Origin of the sequence: Paraburkholderia sp. OAS925, from assembly GCF_040543975.1 — a bacterium.
Lineage (GTDB): Bacteria > Pseudomonadota > Gammaproteobacteria > Burkholderiales > Burkholderiaceae > Paraburkholderia > Paraburkholderia graminis.
Genome location: NZ_JBEUNO010000002.1, coordinates 963,382 through 981,616, shown reverse-complemented (window position 1 = coordinate 981,616; position 18,235 = coordinate 963,382). Strand labels below are relative to the sequence as shown.

18 protein-coding genes are annotated in these 18,235 nt (G+C 61.7%); 8 read left to right on the top strand and 10 right to left on the bottom strand.

Going from position 1 to position 18,235, the window contains the following annotated elements:
• Nucleotides 1-16: 16 nt before the first annotated feature.
• Both ABIE53_RS23225 and ABIE53_RS23220 read right to left on the bottom strand, forming a co-directional pair.
• The gene (locus ABIE53_RS23225; protein ID WP_029971834.1) at nt 17-961 is read right to left on the bottom strand and encodes a transketolase family protein; all 945 of its coding nucleotides are present in this window, start codon (nt 959-961) and stop codon (nt 17-19) included.
• Nucleotides 954-1,808, bottom strand: coding sequence for a transketolase (locus tag ABIE53_RS23220; RefSeq protein ID WP_114157911.1), 855 nt, complete (start codon nt 1,806-1,808; stop codon nt 954-956). Before ABIE53_RS23220 ends, ABIE53_RS23225 begins: the two co-directional genes overlap by 8 nt.
• A gap of 176 nt (nt 1,809-1,984) precedes the next feature.
• On the opposite strand from ABIE53_RS23220, the gene ABIE53_RS23215 reads away from it, so the two are divergent.
• Nucleotides 1,985-2,782, top strand: a complete 798-nt coding sequence (locus ABIE53_RS23215) for a DeoR/GlpR family DNA-binding transcription regulator (protein WP_114157910.1) — start codon at nt 1,985-1,987, stop codon at nt 2,780-2,782.
• 369 nt (nt 2,783-3,151) lie between these two features.
• Complete coding sequence (locus tag ABIE53_RS23210; RefSeq protein WP_006047565.1) at nt 3,152-3,403, top strand: GlsB/YeaQ/YmgE family stress response membrane protein; 252 nt, start codon at nt 3,152-3,154, stop codon at nt 3,401-3,403.
• Between the two features lie 111 nt (nt 3,404-3,514).
• On the opposite strand, the gene ABIE53_RS23205 is transcribed toward ABIE53_RS23210, so the two are convergent.
• Complete coding sequence (locus tag ABIE53_RS23205) at nt 3,515-4,840, bottom strand: DUF1479 domain-containing protein (RefSeq protein WP_376916122.1); 1,326 nt, start codon at nt 4,838-4,840, stop codon at nt 3,515-3,517.
• Between the two features lie 77 nt (nt 4,841-4,917).
• Here ABIE53_RS23205 and ABIE53_RS23200 point away from each other — a divergent pair, with 77 nt between their 5' ends.
• Complete coding sequence (locus ABIE53_RS23200) at nt 4,918-6,015, top strand: AraC family transcriptional regulator (protein WP_192700483.1); 1,098 nt, start codon at nt 4,918-4,920, stop codon at nt 6,013-6,015.
• A gap of 163 nt (nt 6,016-6,178) precedes the next feature.
• Here the strand turns inward: ABIE53_RS23200 and gltA are convergent, their stop codons facing one another.
• The 7 genes from gltA to ABIE53_RS23165 form a co-directional block, all read right to left on the bottom strand.
• On the bottom strand, nt 6,179-7,480 hold the full coding sequence (gene gltA, locus ABIE53_RS23195; protein ID WP_006047562.1) for a citrate synthase: 1,302 nt from the start codon (nt 7,478-7,480) through the stop codon (nt 6,179-6,181).
• Nucleotides 7,481-7,552: 72 nt separating this feature from the next.
• Nucleotides 7,553-7,825: an FAD assembly factor SdhE gene (locus ABIE53_RS23190; RefSeq protein ID WP_006047561.1), complete on the bottom strand. Its 273-nt coding sequence runs from the start codon at nt 7,823-7,825 to the stop codon at nt 7,553-7,555.
• An 85-nt stretch (nt 7,826-7,910) separates the two neighbouring features.
• On the bottom strand, nt 7,911-8,615 hold the full coding sequence (locus ABIE53_RS23185; RefSeq protein WP_006047560.1) for a succinate dehydrogenase iron-sulfur subunit: 705 nt from the start codon (nt 8,613-8,615) through the stop codon (nt 7,911-7,913).
• A gap of 30 nt (nt 8,616-8,645) precedes the next feature.
• On the bottom strand, nt 8,646-10,421 hold the full coding sequence (gene sdhA, locus ABIE53_RS23180) for a succinate dehydrogenase flavoprotein subunit (protein ID WP_006047559.1): 1,776 nt from the start codon (nt 10,419-10,421) through the stop codon (nt 8,646-8,648).
• Nucleotides 10,422-10,425: 4 nt separating this feature from the next.
• A complete protein-coding gene (gene sdhD, locus ABIE53_RS23175; RefSeq protein WP_006047558.1) occupies nt 10,426-10,794 on the bottom strand; it encodes a succinate dehydrogenase, hydrophobic membrane anchor protein in 369 nt (122 codons plus the stop codon).
• Between the two features lie 2 nt (nt 10,795-10,796).
• Nucleotides 10,797-11,213 (bottom strand): succinate dehydrogenase, cytochrome b556 subunit, encoded by a 417-nt coding sequence (sdhC, locus tag ABIE53_RS23170; protein ID WP_006047557.1) that lies wholly within the window; start codon nt 11,211-11,213, stop codon nt 10,797-10,799.
• 169 nt (nt 11,214-11,382) lie between these two features.
• Nucleotides 11,383-12,183 carry a GntR family transcriptional regulator gene (locus ABIE53_RS23165; protein WP_006047556.1) on the bottom strand — a complete coding sequence of 267 codons (801 nt, stop codon included), beginning with the start codon at nt 12,181-12,183 and terminating at the stop codon, nt 11,383-11,385.
• Nucleotides 12,184-12,767: 584 nt separating this feature from the next.
• Here ABIE53_RS23165 and ABIE53_RS23160 point away from each other — a divergent pair.
• The 5 genes from ABIE53_RS23160 to ABIE53_RS23140 all read left to right on the top strand — a co-directional run bounded on the left by ABIE53_RS23160 (nt 12,768) and on the right by ABIE53_RS23140 (nt 18,215).
• On the top strand, nt 12,768-13,751 hold the full coding sequence (locus tag ABIE53_RS23160) for a malate dehydrogenase (protein ID WP_006047555.1): 984 nt from the start codon (nt 12,768-12,770) through the stop codon (nt 13,749-13,751).
• Between the two features lie 189 nt (nt 13,752-13,940).
• Nucleotides 13,941-14,939 (top strand): HpcH/HpaI aldolase/citrate lyase family protein, encoded by a 999-nt coding sequence (locus ABIE53_RS23155; protein ID WP_192699479.1) that lies wholly within the window; start codon nt 13,941-13,943, stop codon nt 14,937-14,939.
• A gap of 25 nt (nt 14,940-14,964) precedes the next feature.
• Nucleotides 14,965-16,134: a bifunctional 2-methylcitrate synthase/citrate synthase gene (gene prpC, locus ABIE53_RS23150; RefSeq protein WP_192699480.1), complete on the top strand. Its 1,170-nt coding sequence runs from the start codon at nt 14,965-14,967 to the stop codon at nt 16,132-16,134.
• A gap of 100 nt (nt 16,135-16,234) precedes the next feature.
• Nucleotides 16,235-16,738 carry a hypothetical protein gene (locus ABIE53_RS23145; RefSeq protein WP_192699481.1) on the top strand — a complete coding sequence of 168 codons (504 nt, stop codon included), beginning with the start codon at nt 16,235-16,237 and terminating at the stop codon, nt 16,736-16,738.
• A 25-nt stretch (nt 16,739-16,763) separates the two neighbouring features.
• The gene (locus ABIE53_RS23140) at nt 16,764-18,215 is read left to right on the top strand and encodes a bifunctional 2-methylcitrate dehydratase/aconitate hydratase (protein WP_192699482.1); all 1,452 of its coding nucleotides are present in this window, start codon (nt 16,764-16,766) and stop codon (nt 18,213-18,215) included.
• The last annotated feature ends 20 nt before the right edge of the window (nt 18,216-18,235 follow it).

The following is an 18,235-nucleotide window of genomic DNA, read 5'->3' as shown; positions in this document are numbered from 1 at the left end:
GGTCTTTGCTATACGTTCAATGCGCGCACTGGGCGCGAATTGCGTCGGCGATACCTGCCGCGTCGATTCCGTAATGGCGCCGGATGCCTTTGCGCGTACCGTAGTTTGCGAATTCGCCTTCGGTGATGCCGAGCATGGTCAGCGGTTTCGAGAGCTGACGCCGAGCCATCAGCACAGCGGTAAGCGCGCCGATGCCGCCATGAAGCGAATGTTCCTCAACGGTGACAATCGAGTCATGAGCCGCAATGATTTTTGCGAGCGCATCGGCATCGAGCGGCCTGATCGAAGAGAGGTTGACGAGCGTCGGCGCAATGCCATGCTCTGCCTTCAGCGACTCGCAGGCTTCGAGCGCCTCGCCGACCACGGAGCCCAACGCAATCACCGCGACGCGGCTGCCCTCGATCACCACGTCCGGGCGACCAGGCTCGAAACGGTAGCTCGCCTCGTGAACGATCGGAAACTTCGCGTTATCGAGCCGGATATACACGGGACCTTCGACGGCCGCGGCGTATTCGATCATCTGCACGACTTCGATCCCGTCGCACGGCGCAAGAATCTGCACGTTGCCGAATCCGCTCATGATCGAAATGTCGTCGATGGCATGGTGCGTCGACGCCAGCGGGCCGTAGGCGACACCGGCGTTCAAGCCCAGCATCTTCACGTTTGTCGCGCTATAGCAGACGTCGTTCTTCACCTGCTCGTTAGCGCGAGCCACGAGGAACGGTGCAGCGTTGGCCGTGAAGACGACATGGCCGCCCAGGGCCAGGCCCGCGGCCATACCGACCATGTTCTGTTCCGCGATGCCGACATTGATGACCCGTTCGGGGTACGTCTCGAGAAACGGGCTGATCTTCGACGTGGACGTCGAGTCCGCGACCATCACGACAATGTCGCGGCCTTCGGCCGTCAACCGTCCGAGCGCGCTGACCGCACCGTCCCGCAAATCGGCGTACTCACGCATGGTCCAGTTCCTCCAAGGCCTGCTTCAGTTGCGTTTCGTCCGGGACCTTGTGATGCCATGCCGGCACGTTCTCCATGAACGACACGCCGCGGCCCTTGATCGTATGAGCGATGAGGACTTTCGGCTTCCCGTTTTCGTAGTCCAGACTTTCGATCAGTTTCCAGATGGCGTCGGCCTGATTACCGTTGACGTCGTGCACTTCGAAGCCGAAGGCCCGGAATTTTTCGTCGAGCGGGTCCATGTCCATGATGTTGTGGGTGAAGTCCGCCAGTTGCAGCCGGTTGCGGTCGACGATCACCACGAGATTGGCCAGTTCGAAATGCGCCGCCGCCATTGCGGCTTCCCAGTTCGAACCCTCTTCCAGTTCGCCGTCGCCTGTGAGAACGAAAACGCGGCCGACTGAGCCTTGCGTGTTAGCGGCATGACGCCGCTTAGCCATCGCGAGCCCTGCCGCGATCGGGAAGCCGTGTCCGAGCCCGCCCGTGTTGACTGTCACCAGCGACGGCAGCTTTTGCCTGACCGGATGTCCCGGCAGACGCGAACCGTCCTTGAGATACGTGAGAAGTTCTTCGTCAGCCAGCCAGCCGAGTTCGGCAAAACAGGAATAGAGGCCGCCTACGCCGTGTCCTTTGCTGAGGATGAATTCGTCGTGCCATTTGACGGTGCCGTCCGACTGAACTTGGTAGCGGAGCACATGGAAGTACAGCGCCGCGAGCACATCGGCCTCGGACATGTCGCCGCCCGTGTGGCCGCTCTTTGCAGCGGAATTCATCACGCAGATTTTTTTACGGATTTCCTGCGCCCGCCGATGTAGGGCGTCGCCAGACTGCTTGTAGGGGTTTTCCATTCCCAACTCCCGAACTTCCCGTTTGCTTGAGATTCAGTTTCTGTTACTTTCTTTCGAAAGTCAAAGAGAAATAGATGGAAAGCGGGAAAACCCCTGGCCGGGCCATACTGCTGCCGTTTAGGGCACAATATCGACGGGTGTTGTGAAGCCGCACCGACGCTTCGCGGGATGAGCAAATGGACCAACGGACAAGAACAGAGAAGATCTTTGAGAAAGTGCAGGCCGCCAGGCTGGTAAAGCTTTCCGAGCTTTCCAGCGAGTTTGGCGTTTCGATGCCAACTATTCGAAAAGACATTGATGAGCTGCAGAAGCAGGGACGCGTTGAACGCGTTCACGGCAACGTCCGCCTGGTCACGTCGGAGGCGGGTCCGAAGCGGCATTTTGTCGATCGGGCCAACATCCTTCCGACAAGTCCGGAAAAAGCGCTGATCGGACGGATGGCGGCGAGCCTCGTCAAGAACGGCGACTCCATCATTCTGGATTGCGGTGCGACGACGACCGAACTCGCGAAAAATCTTCTTGATCGTCAGAACCTGCGGATCGTGACGAATGCGCTCAACATCGCGATCATTCTCGGCGCGGAGCCTACCAACCGGATCATGCTGACGGGCGGCGAATTTAAGCCGGAAACCATTGCGGTCTCAGGAGAAAAGGCGTCGGCCTTTTTCCAGGGCATGTTCGTCGACAAGCTGTTTCTGGCTGCCGGTGGTGTGTCGAAAGAATCCGGTATTTCGTACCCCGACTTCATCGACCTGCACGTTAAGCGGGCGATGATCGATGCGGCAAAGACCGTCTACCTTCTCGCCGATTCCGGCAAGTTCGGAAAACGCGAGTTCGCGGCGTTCGGGGCGATGGACCGAATCGACTACCTTGTCACCGACGGGGGCTTGACGGACGACTTCGCAAAGTGGCTCGGCGATAACGGCACGCAGATCATTTACGCTGCGGACGAGACGGACGAGTTGGCGCGCTGAGGGACAGCAGCGCTAAGTGCTTCGTCCGACGTTGCGGCGGCGGCTCCTGGTTCCGCGATGATTTCCACGCCGTCGGGCTCGAACGCAATTCGCCTATCGCGCGGCCAGGTCGAGCCGACAATCGATACCCGCATCAGCATCACCGACAATCCAACGCAGTGCTCAACGGCAAAAGTGCGGGACATTCCCGGACGTCGTAGTGGCGCCTGGACCTGGGCGCGATTGTTGCGACGGCGCACGCGATGCACAAACCAATGCGCCTTTTTTGGCCCTATCCCGCGTCTCGCGTATGCTCCGAAAAGCGTCGCCGGGAAAGCGGCAGCTCGTAGTAAAGAAGACTGAAGTACTCACACTCTTTGGGAGGTCAGCATGTTTTCCTTCATTGGTACAGTGATCGTAGGGCTGGTCGTCGGATTGATTGCGCGCGCGCTGAAGCCAGGCGACGACCGCATGGGTCTCATCATGACCATCATCCTCGGCGTTGCCGGCTCGCTGATTGCGGGCTACGTCGGACGTGCGCTGGGCTGGTATCAGCCGGGGCAGCCGGCAGGCTGGGTGGCGTCGGTGATTGGGGCGATCGTGCTGCTGGTCATTTATGGAATCGTGCGGCGCCGGGCATGAGCACCTGGCAGTGACGCGCCGCGCGTCATGACGAAACGCGGCGCGCCCGCCGGAGTCGGCTCTGGTCTGCAAGCGAATAAACCGAGTCGCCGCCGGCGGGCATCCGATGCTTTAGCGCGAAAGATCGAAGCCGAGTTGCGCGCGGCCAAGCGTCGTCAAATCGCTTTCCTGCGCGCGGCCGGCGAAGTCCGTTTCGAAGTGGTCGGCGGGAAAGTCGGGCGGGCTTTCGCCGCGCAAGAAGCTCGGCAACTGACGCTTCAGGTAGGCCTCGTTTTTCGCGCACCACGGCGCCGAAGCGATGTACATCACGTTGCTGTAGCCGCTGCCGCGATGCGCGTCTTCGACGGAATGCACGACGTCGCTGTGCCAGAACACCGCGTCGCCCGGCTGCATGTGCGGAATCGGCGTGACTGCTTCGAGCAGCAGGCCGTGCCATTCGGGCTTGATCGACAGCGCGCGGGCGGGTTGAGCGCCGCATAGTTCGTCGTCGGGAACGTCGTCCTGCAATGCTCGCAGAATCACGTAAGCCATCGCGTTGGCGATCGGGATCAATTGCAATGTGCCGTCGCCGGGGCCTTGCGGCGTTAGCGCAGTCCAGCCCTGGAAAGTGCGAAACATCGAACACACGGCCGGCGACGGAATTTCCTGCACGTCCGGCCGATACGCGGCGTCGAACGGGTCATACGCGCGCCAGTTGCCCGACAGCACATGCCGATAAACCTGCTGAAAATTCGTGTCGAGCCAGCGCTCGACCGAGCCGCCATCCACGTGCGGCGACAAACCGAGCGACTCGGAACCCGGCGGCCGGCGACGAATCCGATCCGCGTACACCGGCACGCGCTCGGGATCGAAGTGCCGCCGGCCTTCGCTCTCCGACGTCCACAGGCGGTTGAGGAACACGCGCGTATTCGTTAGCTGTTGCGACTGGCGCGCGGCCGTTTGCGGCTTCGACCAGTAGACGCCGTAAATCTGCGGCTTGCTCGACGCGAGGTTGCCGAAATACTTGTCTTCCGCGCGATGCGCCAGCTTGGCGTCGAGGTCGTTGCGCTGCACGTATTCGGCGATTTCGTCGTTCCAGTCGCTTGCTTGCTGCCGGTCGAAAACGCCGCGCACGACGCATGCGCCGCGCGTTTTGATGCTGGCGATCGTCGCCTGATCGACAGCGCCGGACACAATCGACGAATAATCGAACACGCGGAATCGCATCGCGCCCCTGCGCGCGGTCGCGGTGAATCGCGTCGATCTGCTGGCGGATCGCGCCTTCCACCTGCTCGAACACTTGCTTGTGGTTCGGCAGCGCGGCGCGCAACGTGCGCTTGGTGCTGCGAATAGCCTCGGGAAGATTGTCGATGACGAGCGGCATGGGTTGTCTCCTTGAGATGATCTGTGTGCTTCGGCCTTCCTGCAGATTAAGGATGTTCGGCCATCGCCAAGCATGCTTTACGGCCACATACCGATACAATCCAGACATTCGCCGCCGTTTCCGGCTCCCCAGTGCGGCCAGGCTGCCTATCGTGAAACCTCAATACGAACGCGTCACCATTCCGGACGGCTGCTCGATCCGCGTCTACCATCGGCAGCTCGCGCAGATACCGTTCGAGTGGCACCACCACCCGGAATACGAACTCACGCTGACGATGAATAGCCGCGGCCGCCGTTTTATCGGCGATCACATCGCGGACTACAGCGGCGACGATCTCGTGCTCGTGCCGCCCGACATGCCGCATACGTGGGCGTCGACGGCACCGATCGACGCAAGCGCGCCTCAGGTGGCGATCGTCGTGTGGTTCAGCGGCGACTGGGCGCGGCGAATCGCGGACTGCTGCCCGGAGTTCGCGTCGCTGCGCACGCTGCTGCGGCGCGCCGCGCCGGGGCTGCGCTTTCCGAGCGAGGCCGCTGCGTCGATGCGCGAACGAATGGAGGCGTTGCTGGACCCGTCGCCGCGCGTGCGGCTTGGCGCTGTGCTCGACGTGCTCGCGCGGCTTGCGGAAGGCGCTTCGGAGCCGTTGGCGTCGCCAGCGGCGTATCGAAGTGCAACGAAGCGAGGCGGTGCGTCAACGTATAGCGCCGTGCGATTTACCGGGGCGGGCCGACCGGCCGATTCCGTCGAGGCGGGAGCGGGAGGTGAAGCAGAATCAAGAACGCGTCGCCCCGTCGGAGGCGTTACCGTCACGCCGGGCGCAAGCGCGTCCGAAGCCGAGCGGCTGAACCGCGTCCTCGATCTGCTCGACCGGCGCTTTCACGAGCCGCTGCGGATCACCGAACTGTGCGAGGTAGCGAACCTGTCCGAGCGCTCGTTGCACCGCTACTTCGTGCGGCATCTCGGCGAAAGCGTCGGGCGCTATCTGAACCGTCTGCGGATCGGCTATGCCACGCGTCAACTGACGGACACGACATGGCCCATCGCGCTGATCGCAGCGAAGGCCGGCTTTGCGAATCTGGCCAATTTCAATCGACAGTTTCTGTCGGCGCGCGGCATGACGCCGAGCGCGTATCGACGCTTCTTCGAGACGCATGGCCGGACCGCGAAAGACGCAGCCGCGACGCCGCACAATTTGCAAATGCGTCCGCCTTCGCTCGAAAGGTCGGGAAGGCGGCAGCGGCGCGAATGAGCTTCCACGACGAACGGCTCGCCGCACGCAACACGCGTCGCAATACGCGTCGCAATACGCGTCGAAAACAGAAACGCCCCAACGGTGTGCCCGTTGAGGCGTTTTCTATCTCAAGCGTTGAAGCCCACTCAAGCCCGTAGCAGGCCAGGCAGACTCAACCCGCTCAGCGTTGCCCGATCGGCTTCGCCTCACGCGGCGTATCGCCGATGAACAACTGACGCGGACGGCCAATCTTCTGCTCAGGATCGGCGATCATTTCGTTCCACTGCGCAATCCAGCCGACCGTACGCGCCATCGCGAAGATACACGTGAACATCGACGTCGGGATGCCCAGCGCGCGCTGCACGATGCCCGAGTAGAAGTCGACGTTCGGGTACAGCTTGCGCGACACGAAGTATTCGTCTTCCAGCGCGATCTTTTCCAGTGCCATGGCGAGCTTGAACAGCGGGTCGTCGTGCAGGCCCAGTTCGTTCAGCACTTCGTGGCAGGTTTCGCGCATCAGCTTCGCGCGCGGATCGTAGTTCTTGTAGACGCGGTGACCGAAGCCCATCAGCTTCACGCCCGAGTTCTTGTCCTTCACCTGCTTGATGAACTCAGGAATGTTGTCGACGGAGCCGATTTCTTCCAGCATGTTCAGCGCCGCTTCGTTCGCGCCGCCGTGCGCCGGGCCCCACAAGCAGGCGATGCCCGCTGCGATACACGCGAACGGATTCGCGCCCGACGAACCGGCGAGACGCACGGTCGACGTCGACGCATTCTGCTCGTGATCCGCGTGCAGAATCAGGATACGGTCGAGCGCGCGCACCAGCACGTCGTTGACCTCGTACTCCTCGCACGGGTTCGAGAACATCATATGCATGAAGTTCGCGCTGTACGACAGGTTGTTGCGCGGATACGCGAACGGCTGGCCGATGCTGTACTTGTACGCCATCGCGACCAGCGTCGGCAGCTTCGCGATCATGCGAATGGCCGACACTTCACGGTGACGCGGATTGTTGATGTCCAGCGAGTCGTGATAGAACGCCGACAGCGCGCCGACTGCGGCAACCAGAATGGCCATCGGGTGCGCGTCGCGACGGAAACCACGGAAGAAGAAGTGCATTTGCTCATGCACCATCGTGTGATTCGTGACGGTCTTCACGAACTCGGCCTTCTGCTCCGTGTTGGGCAGTTCGCCCTTCAGCAGCAGATAGCACGTTTCGAGGAAGTCGGCGTTTTGCGCGAGGTTGTCGATCGCGTAGCCGCGGTACAGCAGTTCGCCCTTATCGCCGTCGATGTAGGTGATCGCCGAGTTGCACGCCGCCGTCGACATGAAGCCCGGGTCGTACGTGAACTTGCCGGTCTGGCCGTACAGCTTGCGGATGTCGATCACGTCCGGGCCGAGAGTGCCCTTGTAAATCGGCATTTCAACGCTCGGCGAATTGTCGCTGAACGATAGCGTGGCTTTAACATCTGACGGGGTCATAGCACATCCTCAATCGAAGTATGTAAACAGGGTTTCGATAATTGCACGCCTGGAACAACGCACTCGCGGCGCTCAAGCGTTGCGCAGCAGCTCCAGGACCCGAATCACATCGGGGTCGGCAAGCTCGCCTTCAGGTTCCTTGCGCGCGAGAAGCAAGTCCATCAGGTCGTTATCGCTCAGCTCGAGCAGGCGCGTAAGTGCGCCCACATCGGCATCGCTGAGGTCATGCTCATATCGGCTGAAAAAACGTTCAAAGATCAGATCGTTTTCCAGCAGGCCCCGCCGCGCGCGCCAGCGAAGACGCGCGCGGCGGAGAGGATCGGACTGATGCGATGCATCGTTCATGTCAATACTTGCCGGGTCGCTCCGCGGCGCTCCGACCGCTCTTTCGGGCAGCCAACGACACGAAGCGTGGGTTATTCACTTCACTCTAGACAGTACGGCGAACCATCAATTCCTTGATCTTGCCAATCGCCTTCGTCGGGTTCAGTCCCTTCGGGCAGACGTCGACGCAGTTCATGATCGTGTGGCAACGGAACAGACGGTACGGATCTTCGAGGTTATCCAAACGCTCGCCGGTCGCCTCATCACGGCTATCCGCGATAAAACGATAAGCCTGCAACAGACCCGCCGGACCCACGAACTTGTCCGGATTCCACCAGAAGCTCGGGCACGACGTCGAGCAGCTCGCGCACAGAATGCACTCATACAGACCGTCGAGCTCGTCGCGCTCTTCCGGCGACTGCAGACGCTCCTTCTCCGGCGGCGGCGTGTCGTTGATCAGGTACGGCTTGATCGAGTGATACTGGTTGAAGAACTGCGTGAAGTCGCAGATCAGGTCGCGCACCACCGGCAGTCCCGGCAGCGGACGCAGCACGATCTTCTGCGGCAGATCGTTCAGGTTCGTCAGACACGCCAGACCGTTCTTGCCGTTGATGTTCATCGCGTCCGAGCCGCACACGCCTTCGCGGCACGAACGGCGGAACGACAGCGTTTCGTCGAGCGCCTTCAGTTTCACCAGCGCGTCGAGCAGCATGCGCTCATGCGAGTCGATCTCGATCTCATACGTCTGCATGCGCGGCGCCGCGTCCCTGTCCGGATCGTAGCGGTAGATTTCAAATGTACGCTTGGCCATATTGTGGGTCCTTTGACTTGTGCGTGTGCCTTAGAAGGTCCGCGCCTTGGGCGGCACCGATTCAACCGTCAGCGGCTGCATGTGCACCGGCTTGTAGTCGAGGCGGTCGCCCTCGCTGAACCACAACGTATGGCGCAGCCAGTTTTCGTCGTCGCGATGCTCGAAGTCGTTCTGCGCATGCGCGCCGCGGCTTTCCTTGCGTGCCTCGGCCGAGACCATCGTCGCGCGCGCGACTTCGATCAGGTTCGCCACTTCCAGCGCCTCGACGCGCGCGGTGTTGAACACCTTCGACTTGTCCTTCAGGTGGATATTCTCCACACGTGCGGCCACTTCGCGGATCGCCTCGACGCCTTCGGAGAGCAGCGCCGACGTGCGGAACACGCCCGCATGCTTCTGCATCGTGCCGCGGATGTCGTTCGCCACCGACTGCGCATACTCGCCCGACGACGAGCTTTCCAGCTTCGCCAGACGCGACAGCGCGAAGTCCGCCGCATCGGCCGGCAGCGGCTTGTGGTCCTTGATTTCCTTCACGTGCTTCACGATGTGATTGCCCGCCGCGCGGCCAAACACCACCAGATCGAGCAGCGAGTTCGTGCCCAGGCGGTTCGCGCCGTGCACCGACACGCACGAGCATTCGCCGACCGCGTAGAAACCGTTGACCGGCTCCTCGTGACCGCGCGCCGTACCGACCACCTGACCGTGGATGTTCGTCGGAATGCCGCCCATCTGGTAGTGAATGGTCGGCACGACCGGAATCGGCTCCTTAATACAATCGACGTTGGCGAACTTCAGCGCGATCTCGCGGATCGACGGCAGACGCTTCATGATCGTCTCGGCGCCGATGTGCGACAGGTCCAGCAGCACGTGGTCCTTGTTCGGACCGACGCCGCGGCCTTCCTTGATTTCCTGGTCCATCGAGCGCGAAACGAAGTCGCGCGGCGCGAGATCCTTCAGCGTCGGCGCGTAACGCTCCATGAAGCGCTCGCCGTCCGAGTTACGCAGAATGCCGCCTTCGCCGCGCACGCCTTCGGTGATCAGCACGCCCGCGCCCGCCACGCCCGTCGGGTGGAACTGCCAGAACTCCATGTCCTGCAGCGCGATGCCCGAGCGCGCCGCCATGCCCAGACCGTCGCCGGTATTGATGAACGCATTCGTCGATGCCGCGAAGATGCGGCCTGCGCCGCCCGTGGCGAACAGCGTCGTCTTGCCTTCGAGGATATAGACGTCGCCCGTTTCCATTTCGAGCGCGGTCACGCCGAGCACGTCGCCGTCGGCGTCGCGGATCAGATCGAGCGCCATCCATTCGACGAAGAACTGCGTCTTCGCCGCAACGTTCTGCTGATACAGCGTATGCAGCAGCGCGTGACCGGTGCGGTCAGCCGCCGCGCACGCGCGCTGCACGGGCTTCTCGCCATAGTTTGCGGTGTGGCCGCCGAACGGGCGCTGGTAGATCGTGCCGTCGGCGTTACGGTCGAACGGCATGCCGAAGTGTTCGAGTTCGTACACGGCGTTCGGCGCTTCGCGGCACATGAACTCGATCGCGTCCTGGTCGCCGAGCCAGTCGGAGCCCTTGATCGTGTCGTAGAAGTGGTAGTGCCAGTTGTCCTCGCTCATGTTGCCGAGCGACGCGCCGATGCCGCCTTGCGCGGCGACCGTATGCGAGCGCGTGGGGAACACTTTCGAGAGCACGCACACCGACAGACCCGCGCGCGCCAGTTGCAGCGACGCGCGCATTCCCGAGCCGCCCGCGCCGACGATAACCACGTCGAACTTGCGACGCGGCAGGGCATTCTTGATTGCAGCCATGCTTTTACACTCTCCAGAGAATCTGCGCGGCGTAGCCCGCACACGCGAGCAGCCAGACGATCGTCAGCGCCTGCAGCAGCAGACGCACGCCCACGGGCTTCACATAGTCCATCCAGATGTCGCGGATGCCGACCCACGCGTGATAGAAGAGCGAGAGCAGCGTGACGAAGGTGGCGAGCTTCATCCATTGCGTGGCGAAGATCGACGCCCAGCCTTCATAGGAGAAGTCGCGCGCGCCGAAGAACCAGGCGAGCAGGATCACCGTGTAGAGCGCCATCACGCAGGCGGTGATGCGCTGCGCGAGCCAGTCGCGCAGACCGTAGTGGGCGCCCACGACCAGACGCTTCGAGCCGATTCGGTTATTGGCTGCCATGTTTAGAATGCTCCGAAGAGTTTGAGCGCGAACACGATGGTCAGCAGCGACGACACCACGAACACCACGATCGAGGTCTGCTTGCCTTTCTCTTTGGTGACGGCTTCATGGTTGGTGTCCATCAGCAGGTGGCGAACGCCGGCGCAGAAATGGAACAGGTAGGCCCACGCGAGCACCAGCGTGATGAGCTTGACGATGAGGTTGGAGAGAAAGCCCTTGAAGACCTCGAAGCTCAGCTCGGAAGTCAGGCTCTGGTCGAAGAGGTACAGCAGGAACGGCAACGCGACGAACAGCAGGCCGCCGCTCAGCCGATGCAGAATCGACACGCGCCCCGCAAGAGGCAGGCGATACGCCGTCAATATCTGCCCGATACCGATGTTCCGGAACTCCGGCCTCGGTTTTTTTACCGCTTCAGCCATGCTAGACCCCCTGCTATGTAGTTCACACCAATCCGCAATTTTAGCGCCTTTTCATTTCGCGCTGCAGCGAAAACCCCGACAGGTCCATTGCAGCGCGCGCAATAAAGGCGCCGTCAAACGGCGCGCGTGTGGGACGCCGCGCCTTCAATCCAGCTCGGTCCAGCCCGATTTAGCTAAGATCGTTCTGATAGTAGTACCCGGTTGTGACATACCAACCTCGCCGGACTTCCACCGGCCGATCCCCATAGGTGTAGGACACGCGCTCGACGGACAGCAGCGGAAAACCGGGCGGCACCTGCAGCAGATCGGCCACCGACGGCTCCGCGGCGACCGCGCGGATTTTCTCCGTGGCGCGGATCATGCGCGTGCCGAACTCCGTCTCGAACATCGCGTAAAGAGGACCCTTGTACTCCGACAGCCGCTCCAGCGTCAGCCCGCGAAACACGGCGCCTGGCAGCCAGATTTCATCGAGCACGGTCACTTCGCCGTCGAACTGCAACAGACGCTTGATGAGCACAACGGGATCGGCGGGCTTCAGGTCAAGTTGCCGCGCGATGTCCGCCGATGCACGCAAGCGCCGGCACTCGAGCAGGCGGCTAACGTGGGGATGTTCGGCGCCGTCATCGGCAAGTAACCGCAAAAAGCGAAACTGCGCGCGATCTTCGTTGTGCGTCGCAACGAACGTGCCCTTGCCCTGGCGGCGCACGAGCAGGTTCTCGGCGGCGAGTTCGTCGATCGCTTTACGCACCGTGCCCTGGCTGACCTTGTATCTGGCCGCTAATTCGACTTCACTAGGAATGATCTCGCCGGGCTTCCATTCACCGCTTTCGAGACTCTGCGTGATCAGCCCTTTGATCTGCTGGTACAGCGGGCTGAAAGTGGGTGACGCAGCGGGGACGGCCGCGGATGCACCTTCGCCCGCGGCCGCCTGGCCGCCGGGATTCGTGGTGTTGGCCGGGTTCGAATTCATGCGCGCATTTCATCATAAAGCGCTGGCTCGCGTCCAGCGTTTCCCCGGCAATAGATGTGTCTTATATAAGACATAAGATAATGTTGACTTTGCCTCTGCCGACTCCTACACTCCTTGTCGAGCAAGGGTTTGCGGGCGTTTTGACGGCCCTGCGCTGCATCCGGTTTGGCAGCGCCGCCACGCACCGGAGCCACTCTGCACCATGCTGTTCCCACGCAGTCCAGGGTTTCGATTCGCCGCCGTTCGTTGGTCCGACGCTTGCCGAAACGCGCTGTTTGCAGGAGCCCGCACCGTGCAGCGGCTGCCCCGGCGCCTCAATGACCGCTCCCGCTCTGAAGAAACGGCCGCTTCCCCGTTTGATATGTCGGCGGAAGAAGGGCGAAGCGCCGGCTCAAGAGAGCTCAGCAGTACCGGTTTCCGGCATGGCGGTCTTGCCGCAGCGCCGCTTTCGGCCCGCAATTAACGGGCCGGCAGCGAGCCTCCCGCGAACAGCGAATTCCGCCGTGTTTAACAACGCTTCGCTGAACGCGCATATAGAATGGCGTTTTCCCTAGCGTCTAACGCATCGTCCTGGAGATTTCTCAATGGCTAAGCCCGCAAAGCGCGTTGCCGTCACCGGCGCCGCAGGTCAAATTGCTTACTCCCTGCTGTTCCGCATCGCCAATGGTGATCTGCTCGGCAAGGATCAGCCGGTGATCCTGCAACTGCTCGACCTGCCGCAAGCGCAAGGCGCCGTCAAAGGCGTCGTGATGGAACTGGATGATTGCGCATTCCCGCTGCTGTCGGGCGTCGTGATCACGGACGACCCGAAGGTCGCATTCAAAGACGCCGACGTCGCCCTGCTGGTCGGCGCGCGTCCGCGTTCGAAGGGCATGGAGCGTAAAGACCTGCTGTCGGCAAACGCCGAGATCTTCACGGTTCAAGGCAAGGCGCTGAACGAAGTCGCCAGCCGCGACGTGAAGGTGCTGGTGGTCGGCAACCCGGCCAACACGAACGCCTACATCGCGATGAAGTCGGCACCGGACCTGCCGAAGAAGAACTTCACCGCCATGCTGCGTCTGGACCACAACCGCGCGCTGTCGCAACTGGCCGCGAAGTCGGGCAAGCCGGTCGCTTCGATCGAAAAGCTGGCTGTGTGGGGCAACCACTCGCCGACCATGTACCCGGACTTCCGCTTCGCGACCGCAGAAGGTCAAAACCTGACCAAGCTGATCAACGACGACGAATGGAACCGCAACACGTTTATCCCGACCGTCGGCAAGCGCGGCGCGGCGATCATCGAGGCACGCGGTTTGTCGTCGGCGGCGTCGGCGGCTAACGCTGCAATCGACCACGTGCGTGACTGGGTGCTCGGCACGAACGGCAAGTGGGTCACCATGGGTATTCCGTCGGACGGCTCGTACGGCATTCCCGAAGACATCGTCTACGGCGTTCCGGTGATCTGCGAAAACGGCGAATACAAGCGCGTGGAAGGCCTGGAAATCGACGCGTTCTCGCGCGAAAAGATGGACGGCACGCTGCAGGAACTGCTGGAAGAACGCGAAGGCGTTCAGCATCTGCTCGGCTAAGCACCTGATGCAGACCAACCGGAACTCCGTAGCGTCACCGCGGCGGGTTCCGGTTTTTTTCGTGCGAATCGAGCAGACCAGTCGATTCGCACCTGATCCGAGCGCGTTTTGCCTGTCTGCCTGTACGACCGGACAGAGCGCGCCCGAATCGGTTTTTCCTCAACAAAACCCACGCCCCTGACGCCGAAGATGCGCGCCCTCACACCCGCCGAAGTGCTGTTTGACGGCGAAGTGCCGCCCGCTGTGCTGCCTGCCTGCGATCACTACGCCGGCAGCGAAAAGCTGATGCTGAAATCGCTCGCGTTGCAGCAGCAACTGGGTCCCGTGTTCGACATCACACTCGACTGCGAAGACGGCGCGCAAGTCGGCCGCGAAGCGGAGCATGCGGAGTTGGTCGCGTCGCTCATCGGCAGCGAGCATGACCGCTTCGGACGCGTCGGCGTGCGGATTCACGGCTACGATCACCCGTACTGGCGTGACGACGTGCGCCTGATTCTGCGCGCGGCGAAGCGAGCGCCTGCTTTCATCACGCTGCCGAAAATCCGCAATGTGCTGGACGCAGCCGAAATGGTCGCGTTCATCGAAGCCACGCGGCGTGAGCTTGGCATCGCAAAAGCCATCCCGGTGCAACTGCTCGTCGAAACGCATGGCGCGCTCACGCGTGTGTTCGATCTTGCCGCATTGCCGGGCGTCGAGGCATTGAGCTTCGGCCTGATGGATTTCGTCTCCGCGCACAACGGCGCGATTCCCGACACGGCCATGCGCTCGCCCGGCCAGTTCGATCATCCGCTCGTGCGGCGCGCGAAGCTGGAGATTTCAGCGGCTTGCCATGCGCACGGCAAGGTGCCGTCGCACAACGTCAGCACCGAAGTGCGCGACATGAGCGTGGTCGCGAGCGACGCCGCGCGGGCTCGCAACGAATTCGGCTACACGCGCATGTGGAGCATTCATCCCGCGCAGATTGAGGCCATCGTGGGCGCGTTCGCGCCGCGCGACGAGGAAATCGCCACCGCCGCCGAAATTCTGCTGGCCGCGCAGTCCGCTCAATGGGGACCCACGCGCCATCGCGACACCTTGCACGACCGCGCGAGCTACCGCTATTACTGGTCGGTGCTGCGTCGCGCGCGATCCACCGGCCGCGCGATCCCGCAAGATGCCGCGCCGCTTTTCGGGGACGTGAAGCAATGAGCACGCAAACAGGAGACAGCGGCAGATGAGCGAGACAACGCAAACCGCCGGCGTACAAGGCGGCTTCAAACCGAAAAAATCCGTCGCGCTGTCCGGCGTGACTGCGGGCAATACGGCGCTGTGCACGGTCGGCAAGACCGGCAACGATCTGCATTACCGCGGCTACGACATTCTCGACATCGCGGGCAATTGCGAATTCGAAGAAATCGCCTATCTGCTCGTGCATGAAAAGCTGCCGACGCAAGCCGAACTTACCGCCTACAAGACGAAGTTGAAGGCGTTGCGCGGCCTGCCCGCGAACGTCAAGGCCGCGCTCGAATGGATTCCGGCGGCCGCGCATCCGATGGACGTGATGCGCACCGGCGTGTCGGTGCTCGGCACGGTGCTGCCGGAAAAGGACGATCACAACCTGCCGGGCGCGCGCGACATCGCCGACAAGCTGATGGCGTCGCTCGGCTCGATGCTGCTCTACTGGTATCACTATTCGCACAACGGCAAGCGCATCGAAGTCGAAACCGACGACGATTCGATCGGCGGCCACTTCCTGCATCTGCTGCATGGCGTGGAGCCGCCGAAGTCGTGGGTCGAGGCGATGCATGTGTCGCTCAATCTGTATGCCGAACACGAGTTCAACGCGTCGACGTTCACCGGCCGCGTGATCGCGGGCACGGGTTCGGACATTTACTCGGCAATTACCGGCGCAATCGGCGCGCTGCGTGGCCCGAAACACGGTGGCGCCAATGAAGTGGCGTTCGAAATCCAGTCGCGCTATCAGACGCCGGACGAAGCGGAAGCCGACATCCGCAGGCGCGTCGAGAACAAGGAAGTGGTGATCGGCTTCGGTCATCCGGTCTATACGATCTCGGACCCGCGCAACAAGGTCATCAAGGAAGTCGCGAAGAAGCTGTCCAAAGAAGCGGGCAACAACAAGCTCTTCAATATCGCCGAGCGTCTTGAAACAGTTATGGCTGAAGTGAAAAAGATGTTTCCGAATCTCGACTGGTTCAGCGCGGTTTCGTACCACATGATGGGCGTGCCGACGGCCATGTTCACACCGCTCTTCGTGATCGCACGCACTGCAGGCTGGAGTGCGCACATCATCGAGCAGCGGATCGACAACAAGATCATCCGTCCGAGCGCGAATTACACGGGACCTGAGAATTTGAAGTACGTGCCGCTAAATAAGCGAAAATAGCGGTCGCTGTGCGCTTTGAAGGCGCTGCAGTTCAACCCCGCGGCCGCCAGGACCGGTAGACCGCGTACCGTTTAACTGAAATTAGATAGAAAGGTTCTCCATGAACAAGTTGATGATCGCCGCCGTGATTGGCGCCCTGTCCACGACGATGCTGACCGTCGCGACTGACGCCGCCGCGCAAACGGCGACCACCACAAAGCCCGCCGCCAAGGCCGTGGCCAAGAAGCCGCAGCCGCGCCGTCTGATCAAGCGCAAGGCAAACCCGGTGAAGGAAGCGAAGCTCGATCCGGTCCCGGAAGGCGCGGAAAAATGGTCGTGCAACGAAGGCCTGTCGTTCGATCTGAAAGGCGACATGAAGCGTGACCAGATCGTCACGGTTCACTGGGCGAACAAGAACTACAATCTGCCGCGTCAGTCCACGACCACGGGTGCGGATCGTTTCCACGACGCCGCCACCGGCATGGATCTCGTCGTGATCCCGACGAAGGCCATGCTGTTCTCGGACAAGGACAGCTCGCGTCTCGCCGACGAATGCAAGACGGCAGCCATGGTGCAAGGCGCGCCGGCTCCGACGCAATCGAACGCGATCAACAAGACGAACTAACTGTCGTCATCAGGAAGAGCTCTCGATGTCCGCTCCGATTTCCAACGTGCGACCCGACCCGGACAAAGTCCTGGTCGATATCGTCGACTACGTTCTGGACTATCCGATCGACAGCGCGCTCGCGCTGGAAACCGCGCGTCATTGCCTGATCGATACGCTCGGCTGCGGACTCGAGGCGCTCACCTACCCTGCCTGCACCAAGCTGTTGGGACCCATCGTGCCGGGCACGATCGTCCCCAACGGCGCCAAGGTGCCGGGCACGCCGTTCCAGCTCGACCCGGTTCAGGCCGCGTTCAACATCGGCGCGATGATCCGCTGGCTCGACTTCAACGACACCTGGCTTGCCGCCGAATGGGGTCATCCATCGGATAACCTCGGCGGAATTCTCGCGACAGCCGATTGGCTCTCGCGTACGGCCATCGCAGCGGGCAAAGCGCCGCTGACGATGAAAGACGTGTTGATCGCGATGATCAAGGCGCACGAAATTCAAGGCTGTATCGCGCTCGAAAACTCCTTCAACAAGGTCGGGCTCGATCATGTATTGCTGGTGAAGCTCGCGTCCACGGCGGTCGTCGGTCAGCTGATCGGCCTCACGCGCGACGAGCTCATCAACGCGGTCTCGCAGGCGCTCGTCGACGGGCAAGCGCTGCGCACGTACCGCCATGCGCCGAACACCGGCTCGCGCAAATCGTGGGCCGCCGGCGACGCGACCTCGCGCGCCGTACGTCTCGCGCTCATTTCGAAAACTGGCGAGATGGGCTATCCGTCGGTGCTGACGGCGAAGACGTGGGGCTTTTACGATGTGCTCTTCAAGGGCAACGCGTTCAAATTCCAGCGCCCGTACGGCTCCTATGTGATGGAGAACGTGCTCTTCAAGATCTCATTTCCGGCCGAGTTCCACGCGCAGACCGCCGTGGAAGCGGCCATGACGTTGCAGGCGCAGCTCGTCGCGCACGGCAAGCATGTGGACGACATCCGCAAGATCACGATCCGCACGCACGAAGCCGCGATTCGCATCATCGATAAAAAAGGTCCGCTCAATAATCCGGCCGACCGCGATCATTGCATTCAGTACATGATCGCGGTGCCGCTGATCTTCGGCCGCCTGACGGCTGCCGATTACGAAGATTCGATCGCGCAAGACGCGCGTATCGATGTGCTGCGCGCCAAGATGCAATGCGTCGAAGACGCGCAGTTCACGAAGGATTACCACGATCCCGAGAAGCGTTCGATCGCCAATGCACTGACGATCGAATTCAACGACGGATCGCAGTTCGACGAAGTCGTAGTCGAATACCCGATCGGTCATAAGCGTCGTCGCGAAGACGGAATTCCGTTGCTGGTCGAGAAGTTCAAGACCAACCTCGCGCGCCGCTTCCCGGTCAAGCAACAACTGGCGATCCTCGACGTGTCGCTGGATCAGGCGCGGCTCGAAGCCATGCCGGTCAATGAGTACGTCGATTTGTACGTCATCTAGTCAAGTTAAGTACTGTAGTT

Coding starts and splice junctions, on each gene's coding strand:
- ABIE53_RS23225 (WP_029971834.1), bottom strand. CDS start 961: ATGCGTGAGTACGCCGATTTGCGGGACGGTGCGGTCAGCGCGCTCGGA.
- ABIE53_RS23220 (WP_114157911.1), bottom strand. CDS start 1,808: ATGGAAAACCCCTACAAGCAGTCTGGCGACGCCCTACATCGGCGGGCG.
- ABIE53_RS23215 (WP_114157910.1), top strand. CDS start 1,985: ATGGACCAACGGACAAGAACAGAGAAGATCTTTGAGAAAGTGCAGGCC.
- ABIE53_RS23210 (WP_006047565.1), top strand. CDS start 3,152: ATGTTTTCCTTCATTGGTACAGTGATCGTAGGGCTGGTCGTCGGATTG.
- ABIE53_RS23205 (WP_376916122.1), bottom strand. CDS start 4,840: ATGCTTGGCGATGGCCGAACATCCTTAATCTGCAGGAAGGCCGAAGCA.
- gltA (WP_006047562.1), bottom strand. CDS start 7,480: ATGACCCCGTCAGATGTTAAAGCCACGCTATCGTTCAGCGACAATTCG.
- ABIE53_RS23190 (WP_006047561.1), bottom strand. CDS start 7,825: ATGAACGATGCATCGCATCAGTCCGATCCTCTCCGCCGCGCGCGTCTT.
- ABIE53_RS23185 (WP_006047560.1), bottom strand. CDS start 8,615: ATGGCCAAGCGTACATTTGAAATCTACCGCTACGATCCGGACAGGGAC.
- sdhA (WP_006047559.1), bottom strand. CDS start 10,421: ATGGCTGCAATCAAGAATGCCCTGCCGCGTCGCAAGTTCGACGTGGTT.
- sdhD (WP_006047558.1), bottom strand. CDS start 10,794: ATGGCAGCCAATAACCGAATCGGCTCGAAGCGTCTGGTCGTGGGCGCC.
- sdhC (WP_006047557.1), bottom strand. CDS start 11,213: ATGGCTGAAGCGGTAAAAAAACCGAGGCCGGAGTTCCGGAACATCGGT.
- ABIE53_RS23165 (WP_006047556.1), bottom strand. CDS start 12,183: ATGAATTCGAACCCGGCCAACACCACGAATCCCGGCGGCCAGGCGGCC.
- ABIE53_RS23160 (WP_006047555.1), top strand. CDS start 12,768: ATGGCTAAGCCCGCAAAGCGCGTTGCCGTCACCGGCGCCGCAGGTCAA.
- ABIE53_RS23155 (WP_192699479.1), top strand. CDS start 13,941: ATGCGCGCCCTCACACCCGCCGAAGTGCTGTTTGACGGCGAAGTGCCG.
- prpC (WP_192699480.1), top strand. CDS start 14,965: ATGAGCGAGACAACGCAAACCGCCGGCGTACAAGGCGGCTTCAAACCG.
- ABIE53_RS23145 (WP_192699481.1), top strand. CDS start 16,235: ATGAACAAGTTGATGATCGCCGCCGTGATTGGCGCCCTGTCCACGACG.
- ABIE53_RS23140 (WP_192699482.1), top strand. CDS start 16,764: ATGTCCGCTCCGATTTCCAACGTGCGACCCGACCCGGACAAAGTCCTG.